Origin of the sequence: Shewanella sp. KT0246 (assembly GCF_019654955.1) — a bacterium.
Classification (GTDB): Bacteria; Pseudomonadota; Gammaproteobacteria; order Enterobacterales; family Shewanellaceae; genus Shewanella; species Shewanella goraebulensis.
Genome location: NZ_BPEV01000012.1, coordinates 92,285 through 109,428 on the forward strand (window position 1 = coordinate 92,285; position 17,144 = coordinate 109,428).

Below are 17,144 nucleotides of genomic sequence, written 5' to 3' on the forward strand. Positions count from 1 at the left end.
ATTAACGCTAGAACTTAACTTCACCTTCAACAAACCATTCACGTCCGCGAGCGTTGTATACGCCACGAGGGTAGTGAGGCCATGATGTGTTGGTTGGATCAAAGTTAGGACCTACGTCAAATAGGTTGACGATACCAGCAGTTAACTTCATGTTATCAGTGAAGTTATATGCTGATGTTAGATTCCACTTAGTTTGTGATGCGACTTCTAAATCTTCTTCATCAAAAGCTTCATCATCAATGAATGAGCTGTAAGACACACCATGCATACGTGCAGTATGGTAAGCACCTAGCGTGGTTTCAAAGTCATTAATGAAGTAGGTGAAGATCATGTTGGCACGGTACTGAGGTAATCCGCCATCTTCAATGTCGTCATCAACATCTGAAGTTGGGTTTAATTGACCTTCAGATAACAAAATGTAAGTACCATTAAAGTTAACTCGCAATTCACCCATGTCATTGAAGTCCCAGCTGTAACCAGCTGTTAAATCAATACCACGAACTTTTTGATACGCTAAGTTTTGCGCTACAGTGTTGATGTGAGTAATCGTGCCACTTGCATCACGAGTAATCATATCTTCATAGGTATCGTATTCTTGTGCGGCAGTTGAAGCGCTGATATCGCTTACCATGTCGTCAAGTTTCCATTCCCATAAATCAATCGATGCTTCTAAGCTATCGCCACCCCATACAGCACCGATGTTTGCTGTGTAGCCGGTTTCAGCTTCAAGCTCTTTGTTAGCGCCCGTTGTAGTATCAATGTGTAATTCGTTACAGATTTCATTGATGGTTGGATCTGGGTTGGTAACACCAGGTTGGCCACCCATTGCTTGACACTGTTTAAAGTCGATAACTTGAGTGAAGCCGTTGGTTGCATCGCCGTATACGCGGTGCATATCTGGGGCACGGAATACGCTGCTCCAAGAACCACGAACTAATAACTCATCAACTGGACGGTATTCTACGGTCACTTGTGGTGATAAATTGCCACCAAAGTCGCTATAGTGGTCGTAACGAAGCGCTGCTGCGATCGTTAATTCGTCCATTAATGGCACACTTAATTCTGCATAAGTTGCCCAGAAATCACGTTCGCCCGCACCAGATGAACCGCCTGTTGTTAGCACTGAACCATTTTGGGTTTCTGAATCAGATTCTGTTTCATAATCTTGTTCTGTGTATTCAGCACCAAATGCAAACATGGCATCGCCATCTGGCATTTCAAACGCCATACCGGTAATGTTTGCTTGAATGTTCTTTTGAGTAGACTGAGCTCGTTCAAATGGAGAGTAAGACGCTGCTTCAACATCTTCTTCAGACATATTTTCAAGTAATGAATTACCGTTTTCACCTGCAGTGATGTAATCGAACATGCCACCAACAGTGGCAAAACCGCTGCGGTAAACATCGACGTTGGTACGGCCGTAGTTTACAGACATATCCCAGTCGTACTCATCAGCTAAAACGCCTTGTAAGCCTGCTGAGAAGAAGTAGTTATTGGTGTTCGTTTCGCCACTACGGTTATCAAATTCGTGTAGACGACGAACATAGTAGTAATCGCCATCAGTGGCATTAGCGAAGTCACCACCAAGCCCGGTAGATTTGTTGAATGTCTTGCTCATCAAATCGCCGTAACTCACGGTTAAGTCATCACCTGAAACATTGATATCGTAATCATCAATAGCCATTGGTTCAAAATTGGTGGTTGATTTAGCATTAGCAAAATCAAGACGACCTAAGAAAGTGATATCGTCAGCTAGTTCATAGTTGAAGTTGGTCGTACTGATAAAGCGGTAGCTTTCAGGTTCTAAGTCACGCCATTCTGAACGGTCAAAACCACAAATACTGCGGGCATCGTCCCAGAAGAATCCGCCATCAGTACATTCTTGTGGTGACAGCGAACGAGCACCAGTTCCTGTACCCGCAATACGAGCACCATAAGAGCTGTATTGTGAGTAATCACTGTGAGGGACTTTATCTGTATGTAGTCCGAAGTTTTCACGATCTGTGGCTTGTAATGCTTCATTACTGCTGAATTCAATGAAAGTTGATACGTTGCCTTTTTCGTTTGAAGAACCTAATGAAAGTGCGATACGGTCATTCATTCCGCCGCCTTCCATGGTGTCGCCATGACGGTATTTAAGGGCTACGCCGTCAAAATCTTTTTTCAAGATGATGTTGATAACACCACCAACTGCATCAGCACCGTAAATAGCTGAACCACCCGATTGCAGAACTTCAATACGTTCAACCGCTTCCATTGGAAGGTTGGCAGTATCAACAAAGTTATCCGTTCCGCCGGCAGGTTTTGGGTACTGGTTTAAACGCTTACCATCAATAAGCGTTAATGTACGGCTTGCTCCAGCGTTACGTAAACTGATTGAAGATGCTGCAGGGGTAAAACCATGGACTTCTTGTGTCGTCATCGCACCAGTAGTTGATGTGAGGTTTTGTAGTGCATCTTGAATTGTCGTGAAACCTTGTTTAGCCATGTCGTCAGCACTAAGTACAGTAACAGGGGTGGCGGTTTCTAGATCGGTACGTTTAATACGTGAACCGGTAATTTGAATTCGTTCTACATCAGCACCTTCTTCTGCAAGTACTACTGGCGAACTTAGGGCTGCGGTAAACGCACCACCTACCAATGCAATGCGAATTGCGCTGGCCAATCTTGAATTAAGCTGCATCTCATCTCTTCCTTATCACTTTTATTGTAACCGCGTTTTTATTTAGTAAATCTCATTGCTAACTTGTAAATCTGGTTAACAAGAGTTTGCGGGAGGTGGATAAAACCATACTTATTCAACATAAACAACGGACTGTTTACATGTTGATTTTGTTGATTTTGTTACAGCTTAGTTGGTTGAATGTAATCCTGATTTAACAGTTTGTTCTGGGATCTAATTTGTTTGTGGAAAGGAGAGGTCTAGATCAAATAAATTGATGGATTTTTAGCTCGATTAGACTTTGATGTGTGTGTTTTTAGTGTTGAGGTTGTTAATGATTTGAGTGTTTGCAGGCTGGGGAGTGATTTGCTTGAAATGTAAAATGTTACAGAGTGCATCATTTTTACAATGAAGATTTAATGTTGCGTAATTGGATTTGTGAGGTTAATCACTATTTAACATTTACTCTGTTCTCTGTAATGCCTAGCTTTGGAAGGGATGTTGACGAGTTTGGATAGCATTTAAATGTTAAAAAAGCCCTTAATGGGCTCTTTTAAATATTAACAAGTTAAAGAATGTTCACGACGGTTTTATTTTACAACGCAGTAATGTGTGGCCTAAACCAATATTATCGACATCTTCATCGACATAAAGTCCAGCTTCACTGATCATCTTTAACATATCTTTACTGTGGTACATTCTACTGTAGCCATTGGCAATAGCGGTAAAATAAAGCGATGTGGCATTAACGCAGTAAGCACCAGCTTCATACGGTTGTCTGTCCCAGTATGTTTCTAATATGCACAGTTCACTGCAGGGGGTCATTGCTGCCACTGTTCGTTTTAAAATAGTGACGATTTGTTGTTTTGAGAAACAATCCAGAAATTGGCTCATCCAATACAAATCAGCGCCTTGGCAAAACGGTTTGTTTTCATCTAGTAAGTCTGTTTCGAAAGGGAGTACTCGTTCTGCAACATTATTATTGCGCGCATTTTCCATCGCAACTGCTAACTGCCCTGGTAAATCCATGATGGTGATGTTGACGTTAGGATCATAACTTGTACAAGCAAAAGCCCATTTACCCGTATTGCCGCCAACATCCACGATATGCTGTGGTTTAGATTTAAAAATCATTGGCAAGAGGCTGTCAAAAGCATGATCGGAATAATAATGATCAAACTCGAACCAACTTTGTTTAGTTTGTTCTGGCAGTTGGCTTAAACCAGGGTAAATGGTCTCCCAATCACCTAAGTGTTTCAGACCTGCTGCATTGCCTTGCTTAAGTGATGCTTCAAGTTCAAATAAGCCTTGATAACAAACATCATGGATGAAGTTTAGGTTTTTAGATGCCATGTCATCATGCAGTAGAAAGTGACCAGTTTTATCCAAACGATAATGGTCATCTTTACACCAAAATAATCCCATACTCAGGCCCATATCCAGTAATACGTGAATCGCATATTCTGACAGGTCATTGTTTTCGGTGAGCTGTACCAATGTAATGCCATTTTCACCGGTGTCATCAACTTGTTTGAGTATGTCAAATTGGCTAAGGCAGCGAGCGACTTGGAAGCTGACTGGTGCAAAGGCAATTTTTTGTGCTTCAAATTTTGCATCGAAAGCGGATATTTTTTTAGGTGATTGGTAAAAAGACATAAAATGAGTCAATTTCTTGGAGTGGAGTTAAAAGTATGCGGATGTTAACAAACGTAATGACATAAGAATTTGATCTAGCTCTATTCCTGATTGAAATAGATGATGTAGCGATGTATCTATGGAGCCATAGTTATTTTCAATGGATATAAAATGATTAATACAGAGCGTTTAACGCTTAGAGAATTCACTTTGGACGACGGTGAATTCATTTATCAACTAATGAACTCACCTTTATATATTGAGTTTATTGGCGATCGCGGTATTAAGACATTAGAAGATGCACAGGCATTTTTATCAACCAATCTTATTCGAAGTTATGAGATTAATGGTTATGGGCTATTTGCCGTTATTCGAAATCAAGATGAATGCGTAATTGGCATGAGTGGCTTAGTAAATCGGGAAGGACTGCCTTATACCGATATAGGTTTTGGCTTTTTACCTCAATATATGGGAAAAGGGTATGCCTATGAGTCTGCAAAAGCTGTGATGGATTATGCTAGTGGTACCTTAGGCATAGCACCGATTTTAGGTATAACCAGTTTGGAAAATACTGCTTCAATTAGTTTACTTAATAAACTCGGTTTAGTGCATCAACAACGGATTTTATGGGGAGAAGAGCAGGAATTAATTTTAATGCTCAGCACCGAAGAGATTAGCTCTAGTCTTACTCTTGCAATGAGTTAAACTCATTGCATGATTTCAGTGAATCCTCACCTTGAGACATAAAAAAACCAGCATTTGCTGGTTTTTTGATTTACTGCTAACTATTTCAATAAATGATTATTGAACGTTTTCGCTGTCACCAAATGCACCTGCGAATAGTGCTGATGATAAGTAACGCTCAGCGGCAGAAGGAAGAATAACAACGATATTCTTGCCTGCAAATTCTGGCTTTTCTGCAATACGGTTTGCGGCTACAACGGCTGCGCCAGAAGAAATACCTACTAGGATACCTTCTTCTTCCATTAAACGACGTGCCATTTCAATAGCGTCGTCATTGCTAACGGCTTCAACAAGGTCAACCATATCTAAATCTAAGTTGCCAGGGATAAAACCTGCGCCAATACCTTGAATTTTATGTGGTCCAGGAGTTAAGTCTTGACCTGCTTTTGCTTGCGCGATAACAGGTGAGTCAACTGGCTCTACTGCAATAGATACAAGGTCTTTGTTTTTGCTTTTTAAGTAACGGCTAACACCCGTAATCGTACCACCAGTACCAACACCAGCTACAAATGCTGCAACTTCACCATCAGTATCATTCCAGATTTCTGGACCTGTTGTCTTTTCATGAATTTCAGGGTTAGCTGGGTTGCTGAATTGGCCTAAAATAAGGTACTTAGCAGGATCAGATTGGCGAATTTCTTCAGCTTTATCAATCGCACCTTTCATTCCTTTGGCGCCTTCTGTTAGCACTAGATTAGCACCTAAAGCTTTAAGCAATTTACGGCGCTCAAGGCTCATAGTATTTGGCATAGTTAGGGTTAATTTGTAACCGCGAGCAGCTGCAACATATGCAAGTGCAATACCTGTATTACCTGAAGTTGGCTCTACAAGCTCTACTTCTTTAGTTAGAGTGCCTTTCTTTTCAGCATCCCAAATCATGTTTGCGCCAATACGGCACTTAACACTAAAACTTGGATTACGTGCTTCAACTTTGGCTAACACTTTACCATTGCTTACTCGATTAAGGCGCACTAGTGGGGTATTACCTAGCGTATATGAATTGTCTTCGTAAATGTTGCTCATGGTTTGCTCCTATGTTGGCATTGTCTAATGATAATCGGTTTAGGGGGCTTTAACAGTGATACTTTGTTATTCGTTATTCCTTTTAGTTATTAAAGTTAACTCAATTATAATAATAAAGCATCTTCTTATATAACAAGATGTTAGTTAAGCACGCTAATAGGTTGTTGATGGTCTGACCATCGTTAAATCAACATTTAGTGCTTAATGAATAGCAAAGATAGTAATAGACTGAGATTACAGAAACGCAATTTATCCTTCTTTAATGGGCGAGTTATAAACCTGTATAACCGTTTCCAAGATTAAGCATTGTAAATTTACGATAAATTGCTGTATTCACCAATATAGATATGGCAGACATAATATGAATAAAGTGGTTATCTCAGGTAGTGGTTTATATACACCGCCGCACAGTGTCAGTAATGATGAGTTAGTTGAAAGTTTTAATACTTATGTTGACCAGTTTAATCGACAAAACCAAGTAGCAATTGATGCGGGCGACGTCATGCCTTTATCGCACTCATCTTCTGAATTCATTGAAAAAGCATCAGGCATTAAAAGTCGTTATGTGATGGTTAAAGATGGCATATTAGATCCAAATATTATGATGCCGCTTATTGAAGATAGACCATCAGATTCGTTATCGATGCAAGCTGAAATTGGCATTGAAGCGGCTAAACAAGCGCTGAATCAAGCGCAGCTGAGCGCTGAAAATATCGATTTAGTCATTGTTGCCTGTGCTTATACTCAACGTTCATATCCAGCAATCGCCATTGAAATTCAACAAGCGATGGGCACCAAAGGATTTGCTTATGACATGCTGGTGGCCTGTTCATCAGCGACGTTTGCCATAGTGAATGCGGTTAATGCAGTTCAATCAGGAACGGCATCAAGAGTGTTAGTGATTAACCCTGAAATATGTTCGCCACAAGTGAATTACCGTGACCGTGACAGCCATTTTATTTTTGGTGATGTAGCGACAGCAGTTGTGGTGGAAAAAGCCTCATTAGCCCAATCCGAACACGCCTTTAATGTGCTTTCAAGCCAGTGCTTTACAGATTACTCCAATAATATTCGCAGTAACTTTGGTCATATTAATCGCTGCGATCCCGATACAGCAAACAGCAGTGACAAGTTGTTCCACCAACAAGGCCGAAAAGTATTCAAAGAGTTGCTGCCGATGATCTATCAACATTTAGATAAGCAGTTGGCAGAAGAACAGATACAAGCTAATGAATTTAAACGTTTATGGTTGCATCAAGCGAATATAAATATGAATATGTTTGTAGTTCGTAAACTTCTCGGTGATAATGTTACAGAAGGTAAAGCTCCTGTAGTGTTAGATGAGTTTGCTAACACTGCGTCAGCCGGGTCGATTATTGCATTTCATAAATATAATCAAGATTTTAAAACCGGTGATTTAGGACTCCTGTGTTCATTTGGTGCTGGCTATTCTATTGGGAGCATCATTCTCGAAAAGACCTAATAGTAAAATAGGTGAATTAATTGCGAATTCTGATTGTTGAAGATAACGAAGCTGTATCTAAAGTCCTTCGGCATTTATTAATGCAAGACTTGCATTGTGAAGTTGACATAGCAGCTGATGTGTCATCAGCTAATGCATTATTAGAACAGCATAAATACTTTGTCGTTGTAGCAGAATTAAATTTACCAGATGCTCCAGATGGTGAAATAGCCCAACTTGTATTGATGTCATATCAAACACCCTGCATTGTTTTATCCTCTAACCTTGACTCTCGTCAGCGTAAAAAACTCCTTAAATTAGGCATTGCAGATTACGTTCTTAAAGAGAATCGTTTTAGCTATGAATATGTAGTTAAACTGGTGGCTCGTTTAGACCAAAATCAACATGTAAAAGTTCTAGTGGCTGATGATTCTGTTGTGAGTCGTAAGTTCGTTAAGGTTTTATTAGAACAACAGTTATTTACAGTGCTTGAAGCATGTGATGGCGCAGAAGCGATTCAGGTTTTAAATGAAACCCCTGATATTCAATTGCTGATTACTGATTACAACATGCCAAATGTTGATGGCTTCGAGTTAATTCTAAAAGTACGCGAAAAGTTTAGCCGTGAAGATTTAGCCATTATTGGTCTATCAAACGATACGGACGAAAGTTTATCTGCTCGTTTTATCAAAAATGGTGCTAATGACTTTTTACAGAAACCATTTGTACATGAAGAGTTTCATTGCCGCGTATTAAATACCTTAGACTCGCTTGATATGCTGCGTAGTCTCTGGGAGCAAGCTAACCGAGATTACCTGACGAAAGCTTATACTCGCCGTTATTTTTTCAAGCAACATGAAAAAGATGTCAGTGAGGCAGGGCAATTAGCCTTAGGATTAATTGATATCGATTTCTTCAAAAACGTCAATGATACCTATGGCCATGATGTGGGCGATCAGGTTTTATTTGAGTTTGCTAAGCGTTTGAAGAGTGCCTTTGGTCAGCACTTTACCGTTGCCCGTTTTGGTGGTGAAGAATTTGTGGTGGCATTTAAAGGCCTAGACGGCGAGCGCGCATTTACTGTGATGGATAAATTTAGGCAGCAACTTGCTGCGCAGCCATTTGCAACTGACGCTGGTGAATTAACCGTTAACTTTAGTTGCGGAATAGCGAGTGCTGAAAACACAGATATTAATCTAGATACCATATTACATCGCGCTGATTTGGGGCTGTATGAAGCTAAAGAAGCTGGACGTAATCGGGTTATTTATTGATAGTTTTTATTTGAATAACACACATTAAAAAGGACTGCTAAGCAGTCCTTTTTTATTCACTGATATTTTAGCTTTTATTAGGTTCTTTAGCTTTTTAAAGCTGAGTAGATAAGCCGTGCTTAACACTTAATTTGTTGAGGTGAACAGCTAAACTAAAACTAAAACTAAAACTAAAACTATAGCAACCAAGCATAGCTAACTTTCATAAAATAGGTTTCATCTCTTTTAGTCAGTGAATCAATATCATCATTTGAAATTAATCCATCAGAGTAACCCACATAAAACACACTTTGTGGGTTGAGTTTATAACCGTATAAAATTTCATTGCCTAACTGTTGGTATTGCTCATTTGGCGACTGATATTTGTATAAATCAGGGTCACGTTCAATATCAGTATAAACACTGGTTAAGCGTAAAAAACTGTTTAAGGTGATCTGCCAGTTAAGACGCAAGTCAGTTAGGTTTGCAGTAAATAAACGTCCTTCATCGACATCTAACGCTTGGTATTTATGGTTAACATCTAAGATGACAGATTCGGTAATTTTCCACTCAAAAGCAGGATTGAACATGGTGATGGTCGCAGGGCGATCATTGGCATAATCAATATCATCACCATAGTTCATATCAAACTCTAACTTTAAAGATTCGATAGGGACAAAATTAGTGTAAAACCACATTAAATCAAGTGTATACATTGTAGTGTTGTCATCAATGGCAAGTGATGAACTGTCCTGACGGCGCCCGACTCGGTCTTTGTGAACAAAACCACTGGCAATATAGCTTTGCCAACCACCATTAAGGCGGATTGCAGCTTCTGCTTCTTGTTCGATTTTTTCATTATTTTGATTATGGGTAATATCCCAGTCGCCACCAAACTCAACCTTGTTAAAGAAGCTATCTGTTGGGTACCAATAGTGATTACCACCTGCAACAAATTTACTGGCATCGATTCTTTCAATAAAGCCTAAGTCGGCTCTAAAATCTTCCCCAATAGATTCATAACGAGAAAATGCTCGCCAGTTACGTTGCTCATGGTCATAACTTATTCGGTACATACTGTCTGAAAAATTATCTTGTTTTTTGGTTCGTAACACTCGCTCGTTGTAATCACAATTACCTGTTTCGCATTCTTGTGGTGGGGTTGAGCAATCATCACCATTACAAAACTGCTGAAAAAAATCCTCTGGGTATTCGGTATCTGAAAACACATATTGAGCAGTGAAAGTATCTTGCTGTGTGGGTTGCCATTTCGTATCAAGACTAGCCACATAGTTATGGTAGTTGTCGGATTGTTTAGCTGTCACTAGACCGCCAAAGGATAATTCTTTACTTGGATCGAATCGATATCTTGCTGCGAGGTTATAGCTTTCTTCGTCAATGGTCGCGACGTCCGAGCTTAAGTTGCCAGGTACTAAAAAATGGGTTTGTTCATCATTTGCAGCGAGAACAGCTAGTGTGTGGTCATCTGTTTTGCTGGTAAGTTTTACCCCGTAATCTGGCGAGCTGATATTTCGGGTATGCAGCAAACTCAGTTGAGTGTCGAAGTAGTCTTTATTGTCTAGGAAGAAAGCGCGTTTTTCAGGGTAGAACAAGGCAAAGTTGTTATTGACATCAAGCTGGCCTGAATCCGCTTCAACTTGCGAAAAGTCTGGATTAATGGTGGCATTTAATAATGTAGTCGGTGTAATACCCCAACGTAAATCAAGGCCAACTTCAACATTGTCGTCATCTTCCCAAGGTTGGTTAGGGTTTAACTCTCGATTACTGTTACGTGAACCTACCACTGATGGGGTTATTTGAATATCTTGCCCTTGCTGAGCACCAGCAAGGCCAGTCGCTGTACCAAGCTGACATAGCTGACATGAAACATTACGGTCAATTTTGTGGCTAGATAATCTATGGGTTTCATTACGAGGGTAAAAACGAACTAACTCAATCCCCCAAGTCTGAACATCTTTATTATCATCAAAATTAAACAGGCGAAGTGGTAGTTCAACTTCGACTTGGTAACCTTGGTCTGTCAGTTTACCGCTGCTGTACCAAATACCATCCCATGCATCGCTTTCTTGGCCTGTTAACTCATTTTCTATGGAATCATTTTGCACCCCATAAGGGTTAATAAAAAACTGATAGGCAAGACGGGCATTATTGAAGGTGTCGAGCTTAATACCCACTTGATCGTCACCCCAAGAGTTATCTCGATCTCGTAAGTTGGCTCTTATTTTAGATGGGTCGGTGTCATGGGCGATAAAGGCGACAAATAAACTGGTTTCAGTAGCAAATATTTTGGCATCAGTGGTCACCGGCGCGGCGATGTTTTCACCCGGCGAAGTTTCGTATTTGAGCTGAACTTTTGCTGCTTGTTGCCATTGAGGTTCTGATAAATCGCCATCTACTTCGATGCCTGCTTCTAAAGTGGGAATATTGACATTAAATTGTGCAGGGTCGCCGGCTAATGCTGAGGCTGATACGGTAGAGCCCGCCAATAACAATCCAGTTAAAAGAGTTTGAATCGATAAGGTTTTATTCACAATGCACGCTGATTTTTAATTTAGTTTGTGCAATTGTCGCAAATACTTTTAAAAAGGTCGTTAATTATTTGTAGGATATTGGTTTCAAATTGTTACTGGACTGAAAGGTCACCAGTTGAATTAAATATGTAAATTAATAAATGTGTCAAATAAAAAGCCCCAACTAAATAGTCGGGGCGGTTACATAGGTTTTAGTGTTTCGTCAATATGGCGCTAATTTGCCTATTCAGGTGCGATTTCTGGGTGTTTGTAGGCTTCACGGTATTTATCTACCCACATTGCTGTTGCACCGCAAATGGCGACCGGCATGACAATAAAATTTACTATCGGGATCATCGAAAATAATGTCACGGCAGCGCCAAAGCTATAACTGGTTCCTTTAGTTTGGCTAAGGGCGAATTTCATATCATTAAAGGGCACCTTGTGGTTATCAAATGGGAAATCACAATATTGAATTGCCATCATCCATGCGCTAAATAAAAACCATAAAATCGGTGCGGCAGTTTGCCCGACAACAGGGACAATAAATAATACTAAAAAGATTAATGCGCGGGGCAGATAGTATTTAAGCTTTATCCACTCTCGGCCCATTATGCGGGGTAAATCTTTGATTAAATCAATAGTGGTGCCAGAGTTTAATGATTTACCTGTAAGGTGCATTTCTACTTTTTCAGCCAATAAGCCATTAAACGGGGCGGCAATCCAGTTCATGACAGAGCTGAACACAAAGGACAACACCACTAATAAACTGACTATTGCCAGTGGCCACAAGAAGAAATTCAACCAAGTGAGGTACTCTGGTATTTGGCTATTCATCCAACCAAAGAGCTCATCTAATTTGCCTACAGCAAAATAAATTGCGGTTGAGAATAATACCAAGTTAACCATTAATGGAATGAATACAAAGGTTCGAAGACCCGGCTGTTTAATCAGCTTAAAGCCATCTATAAAATAGTTAACGCCACTTTTTACGGGTTTGACTGCCATCTAATACGTCCTTGAAAAAACTACTTATTACTGATTGTGGTGATGCATTGGTCGGAAAACAAGCCTTAAAGTGTGTTTAAGTCATAAAAATCGTTACAAAATGCAGCGTGATTGGTAAAGTTAGTAAAATGTCTATCCTAGACAAATTGATTATTTTTCATCCTTACGGACGACCATAAAAGCACAATGCGATTAAAACAAATAAAACTTGCTGGCTTTAAGTCGTTTGTTGACCCTACCAAAATTCCCTTTAACCATCCCTTAACGGCCATTATCGGTCCAAACGGCTGTGGTAAATCCAATGTGATTGATGCTGTGCGTTGGGTATTGGGTGAAAGCAGTGCTAAAAATCTTCGTGGCGACTCAATGATGGACGTTATTTTTAACGGTTCCAGCGCGCGTAAGCCTGTATCTGTTGCTAGCATTGAGCTTAGTTTCGAAAACCTCGATGGTCGTTTATCTGGTCAGTACGCCAGTTATCAAGAGATATCAGTAAAACGCCAAGTGAGCCGAGAAGGTGACTCTAATTATTATTTGAATGGTCAAAAGTGTCGCCGCAAAGACATTACCGACCTATTTATGGGGACCGGGCTTGGGCCACGAAGCTACGCTATTATTGAGCAAGGCACCATTTCAAGACTCATCGAGTCTAAACCTCAAGAGCTAAGAGTATTTATTGAAGAAGCGGCGGGAATATCTCGTTACAAAGAGCGTCGCCGCGAAACGGAAAACCGTATTCGTCACACCCGTGAAAATTTAGAACGCTTAAGTGACATTAGATTAGAACTTGGCAGTCAGCTAGAAAAATTAGATCAACAAGCACAAGCAGCAAAACAGTATCGCGAATTGAAACAACAAGATCGTAATTTACACGCACAATTGCTAGTGATGCGATATCAAGAATTGCAAAGCCAAACTGATGGCCTTGCAAAAGAGATGCAGCAACTTGATGTCAGTATCGCAGCAGCCAATGCTGATGGAGAAAGCACAGAGCTTACGTTAACCCAGTTAAAGGCGCAGTTAGCTGATTTATCAGACTCAGAACAAAGCTTAGTGGCTGAGTTTTATCAAGCTGGCACTGAAATCGCCAAACTTGAACAACAATTAAAGCATCAGCAGCAACAAGACTCGCAACTTGAAAAACAACTGCAGGATTTGCTGAGTCAACAACAAACTGCCACCGAAGAGTTACAAGCGCTTAGCCTGCAAGAGAAACAACTCAATACCGATGTTATCGGCTTAAAGCCGAATTTACAGTTTGGTGAAGCAGAACTGCAAACCATTGACGAGCAATTGCATGACGTTGAAGAAAGAGCATCTGATCTACAACAACATTTAAGTCTACTTTCTGATTCTGTCTCTAATGCAAAAATGGAAGCGGCGCTCACTCAAAACAAACTCCAGCATCAGCAATTAACCTTAACTCAGCAACAGCAGCAATTAATCGAGTTGAAAGCTGAACAGCAACGTAATATCGATGAAAATAGCCAAGCTGAATTGACTCAACTTGATGCGCAAATAAATGCTTTTACCCAACAACTTGAAGTTGAAGATGAAGTGAAGCATCAGCTCAGTGAAGATTTAGACGAAAGACAGGCTAACTTGCAGCAATTGAGTGATCAATATCAGCAGAATAAACAGCATTTAACCTCATTAACGGCTCGTCATGACTTAATTGACCAATGGCTGAGTAATAATGAACCTGATGACAACCAAGCCCTTTGGCAAGTGGTTGAGGTGACGCCCGGTTGGGAGCAGGCGGTTGAGCTCGTTCTGCAAGGTGTGCTGAATACTGCGGTTCATCCAACTAATATTGACGATGTTGAACAGGCGTTAGGATTTACATTTAATCCTGATGCAGGCACAGCTAACGAGCAGTTTTCAGCGCCTGTTAATTTAACTCCATGGTTAAACAAAGTCACTTGGGCTGAAGATGTTGTGCAAGCGAAACATCTATTAGCCACGAGCGCTTTAATGGATGAAGCTACTTTAATTGCCAGTAAAGATGGTTATTTGTTAGGACATGGTTTTGTTATCAGCAAAACAGAAGGTAAGCAATCTGAACTTGCGTTAAAAAATGAGCGCCAACAGTTATCATTGCAAATTGAACAATTACAGGCGCAATTACTCAAAGAGCAAATAGCAGTTAGTGAATTGACTCAGCAAGTGGCAGATGTGCATGGGCAAATGAGCGCTTCGCAAGCTAAATGTCATCAACTGCAACTAGATTGCAGTAAACTTGATGCTCAAAGCCAAAGCCTACTTAAACAACAACAAGATAATCAGCGCAGACGAGCAAGCTTAGATGAGCAAGTTGCCAACTGCGAAAATCAAATTGGTCTAGGTGTGCTGCAAGTTGAGCTGTTAACCGCAGAAGCAGAGCAGCTTAAAAGTTTGCATCAGCAACAGATGAGTGAGCAACAACAAGCCAATCAAGGCTGGCAAACGGCAAGTAATCAGTTACGAGAATATAAAACTAAGCGCAGTCAGCAGGACAGAGAGGTGGTTCAGCTTCGCCACCAATTGCAGCAACTGCAAACTCAAGCCGCTGTGACTCAAGCTCAGCTGAGTAAACAACAGCAACAATGTGATGCTTTAGTAGAGCAAATTAGTTCACTTAGACTATCGCAACAGCAAAGCAATGAATCATTGGGTGATAAGCAGCTTGAACAACTGCAGCAGCAACTAGCTCAGCAGCTAGACGTTCAGCAATTAAAGCAACAATTGTTAAATTCAAATCGCACTCAACAAGCAGAGTTACAATCTCGGTTAGATAGTGCGGTATTGATTCAAAAACAACAGCTTGGTGGCCTTCAAAACTTGACTCAATCGCTCAGCGGGTTAAAGTTACGACGTGAAGGTTTAAAAGGTCAGGCTAATGGTCAGTACCAATTACTCGAAGAACAACAAATTAATATTCAGGCGGTGCTAAAACAGATCCCTGAAGATGCCAAAGTCAGTATTTGGCAGAAAAATCTTGATAAAGTAAGAGCTAGGATCAGTCATTTAGGCGCAATTAACCTCGCGGCGATTGAAGAATTTGAACAACAAAGCGAACGTAAAGCTTATTTAGATAATCAAGATGATGATTTGAATAAAGGGTTAGCAACGCTTGAAGAGGCTATTCGCAAAATCGATAAGGAAACCCGAAGTCGATTTAAAACCACTTATGATGCGGTGAATGCTGATTTATCAAAACTATTTCCGAAGGTATTTGGTGGCGGTAAGGCTTACCTTGCACTGACTGATGACGATTTACTTGAAACTGGTGTGACGATTATGGCTCAACCACCAGGTAAGAAGAATAGTACAATTCACCTTCTTAGTGGTGGAGAAAAAGCGCTAACCGCTTTATCATTAGTATTCGCCATATTTAGATTGAATCCAGCACCTTTTTGTATGCTAGATGAAGTTGATGCACCTCTAGATGACGCCAATGTTGAGCGCTTTTGCCGCTTACTAAAAGAGATGTCACAGAGTGTGCAATTTGTTTATATCAGCCACAATAAAATTACGATGGAAATGGCTGATCAATTAATAGGTGTCACTATGCATGAACCAGGCGTTTCACGTATAGTCGCAGTAGATATCGATGAAGCGGTGGCGTTAGCCGACGCGGAATAAACAGGATTACAGGGTCACCAATGGAAGATTTTCAACTGGTTTTGTTTGTACTAGGTGCAATAGCAATTATCGCAGTACTAGTTCATGGTTTTTGGTCTATTCGTAAACAACAACCTAAAACCCTAAAAGACAACCCGATGACGGGGTTTTATAAAGACCAATCACAGCAACGTGATTCCCAAGGTTTTGATGCTGATGGTATTGGTGAAGTCAGGCGTGTTTCGACCGAAAATGACTCAGCGGAAGAATCATCAGCGACAATGCAAGCTAGGTCTTCTCAGCAAAGCATGTCTTCTCAACAAAATAAACCTGTTGATCATAATACGTCTTCTCATAATGATGTTGAAATTAACGAAGCTGGCTCTAAAAAGGGCATTGGTTTACAAAATCAATCAGCAGTCAATTCACAGGCGCCAAGTTACAACCCTGGCCGTAAAGAACCTGTATTACAAACAGCTGCTGTAGAGCCGCAAGTTTCTTTTGAACCAGTAGCTGACAATACTTTTGAAAAGCCTGCGCCAGAAGCCGAGTCACATGTTCCAACTCAACAAGCTTTGTTTGCTGAAGACACTTTTGAGGCTGTGCAACAAGCACCGACTCAAGAATTAAAAACAGAAGCATTTACTGAAACTGCACCGGTTGATGAATATCCCGCTGACTTTGACGCAGAACCTCAATTTGAGCAAGCAGCTGAAACGGTAGCTAAACCGTTAACTGCTGAACCATTAAAAGAAGCAGAGGAGCCATTAGGCGACCCACAAGACGTACTAGTACTGCACGTTGTTGCCCGTGAAGGTGAACAATTACATGGTGCTGAACTACTGCCTTGCCTATTATCATTAAACTTCAAGTTTGGTGATATGGATATATTCCACCGTCATTTGGATAACGCTGGCAATGGCAAAGTCTTATTTTCGATGGCTAACATGTTAAAGCCGGGTGTGTTTGACCCTGATAACATGGAGCAATTCGTGACTCAAGGTGTAGTGTTATTTATGACATTGCCTTGTCATGGTGATCCGTTAATGAACTTCTCAATCATGCTTAATTCAGCTCAGCAACTTGCTGATGATTTAGGTGCTGAAGTGATGGACGATAAACGTCTAACTTGGACAGAAACCAACAAACAACAATATTTAGCAAGAATTAGGGCTGTATCATAAACCCTGATTGATTTCTTTTTTATGAGGCCGCGCTTGCGG

10 protein-coding genes are annotated in these 17,144 nt (G+C 40.6%); 5 read left to right on the forward strand and 5 right to left on the reverse strand.

What is annotated here, in order from left to right:
* Positions 1 to 7 precede the first annotated feature (7 nt).
* Positions 8 to 2,683: a TonB-dependent receptor gene (locus K5Q58_RS07920; protein ID WP_220753400.1), complete on the reverse strand. Its 2,676-nt coding sequence runs from the start codon at positions 2,681 to 2,683 to the stop codon at positions 8 to 10.
* 558 nt (positions 2,684 to 3,241) lie between these two features.
* Positions 3,242 to 4,318 carry a methyltransferase gene (locus tag K5Q58_RS07925; RefSeq protein ID WP_220753401.1) on the reverse strand — a complete coding sequence of 359 codons (1,077 nt, stop codon included), beginning with the start codon at positions 4,316 to 4,318 and terminating at the stop codon, positions 3,242 to 3,244.
* A 150-nt stretch (positions 4,319 to 4,468) separates the two neighbouring features.
* On the opposite strand from K5Q58_RS07925, the gene K5Q58_RS07930 reads away from it, so the two are divergent.
* Positions 4,469 to 5,002 (forward strand): GNAT family N-acetyltransferase, encoded by a 534-nt coding sequence (locus K5Q58_RS07930; RefSeq protein WP_220753402.1) that lies wholly within the window; start codon positions 4,469 to 4,471, stop codon positions 5,000 to 5,002.
* Between the two features lie 96 nt (positions 5,003 to 5,098).
* Here K5Q58_RS07930 and cysK read toward each other — a convergent pair whose 3' ends face one another.
* Positions 5,099 to 6,064: a cysteine synthase A gene (gene cysK / locus K5Q58_RS07935; protein ID WP_220753403.1), complete on the reverse strand. Its 966-nt coding sequence runs from the start codon at positions 6,062 to 6,064 to the stop codon at positions 5,099 to 5,101.
* Positions 6,065 to 6,425: 361 nt separating this feature from the next.
* Between cysK and K5Q58_RS07940 the strand changes: the two genes are divergently transcribed.
* Together K5Q58_RS07940 and K5Q58_RS07945 are read left to right on the forward strand one after the other, a co-directional pair.
* A complete protein-coding gene (locus K5Q58_RS07940; RefSeq protein ID WP_220753404.1) occupies positions 6,426 to 7,547 on the forward strand; it encodes a beta-ketoacyl-ACP synthase III in 1,122 nt (373 codons plus the stop codon).
* A 20-nt stretch (positions 7,548 to 7,567) separates the two neighbouring features.
* The gene (locus tag K5Q58_RS07945) at positions 7,568 to 8,800 is read left to right on the forward strand and encodes a response regulator (protein WP_220753405.1); all 1,233 of its coding nucleotides are present in this window, start codon (positions 7,568 to 7,570) and stop codon (positions 8,798 to 8,800) included.
* A 176-nt stretch (positions 8,801 to 8,976) separates the two neighbouring features.
* Here the strand turns inward: K5Q58_RS07945 and K5Q58_RS07950 are convergent, their stop codons facing one another.
* Both K5Q58_RS07950 and cysZ read right to left on the reverse strand, forming a co-directional pair.
* Positions 8,977 to 11,331 carry a carbohydrate binding family 9 domain-containing protein gene (locus K5Q58_RS07950; RefSeq protein WP_220753406.1) on the reverse strand — a complete coding sequence of 785 codons (2,355 nt, stop codon included), beginning with the start codon at positions 11,329 to 11,331 and terminating at the stop codon, positions 8,977 to 8,979.
* 222 nt (positions 11,332 to 11,553) lie between these two features.
* Entirely contained in the window at positions 11,554 to 12,318 is a 765-nt protein-coding gene (gene cysZ, locus K5Q58_RS07955; RefSeq protein WP_220753407.1) for a sulfate transporter CysZ, read from the reverse strand.
* A 186-nt stretch (positions 12,319 to 12,504) separates the two neighbouring features.
* Here cysZ and K5Q58_RS07960 point away from each other — a divergent pair, with 186 nt between their 5' ends.
* A complete protein-coding gene (locus K5Q58_RS07960; protein ID WP_220753408.1) occupies positions 12,505 to 15,942 on the forward strand; it encodes a chromosome segregation protein SMC in 3,438 nt (1,145 codons plus the stop codon).
* 20 nt (positions 15,943 to 15,962) lie between these two features.
* Complete coding sequence (gene zipA, locus K5Q58_RS07965) at positions 15,963 to 17,105, forward strand: cell division protein ZipA (protein ID WP_220753409.1); 1,143 nt, start codon at positions 15,963 to 15,965, stop codon at positions 17,103 to 17,105.
* Positions 17,106 to 17,144: the final 39 nt, after the last annotated feature.

Bases quoted from the DNA above. Each gene is read 5' to 3' on its own strand.
- K5Q58_RS07920 (WP_220753400.1), bottom strand. From the start codon at position 2,683: ATGCAGCTTAATTCAAGATTGGCCAGCGCAATTCGCATTGCATTGGTA.
- K5Q58_RS07925 (WP_220753401.1), bottom strand. From the start codon at position 4,318: ATGTCTTTTTACCAATCACCTAAAAAAATATCCGCTTTCGATGCAAAA.
- K5Q58_RS07930 (WP_220753402.1), top strand. From the start codon at position 4,469: ATGATTAATACAGAGCGTTTAACGCTTAGAGAATTCACTTTGGACGAC.
- cysK (WP_220753403.1), bottom strand. From the start codon at position 6,064: ATGAGCAACATTTACGAAGACAATTCATATACGCTAGGTAATACCCCA.
- K5Q58_RS07940 (WP_220753404.1), top strand. From the start codon at position 6,426: ATGAATAAAGTGGTTATCTCAGGTAGTGGTTTATATACACCGCCGCAC.
- cysZ (WP_220753407.1), bottom strand. From the start codon at position 12,318: ATGGCAGTCAAACCCGTAAAAAGTGGCGTTAACTATTTTATAGATGGC.
- K5Q58_RS07960 (WP_220753408.1), top strand. From the start codon at position 12,505: ATGCGATTAAAACAAATAAAACTTGCTGGCTTTAAGTCGTTTGTTGAC.
- zipA (WP_220753409.1), top strand. From the start codon at position 15,963: ATGGAAGATTTTCAACTGGTTTTGTTTGTACTAGGTGCAATAGCAATT.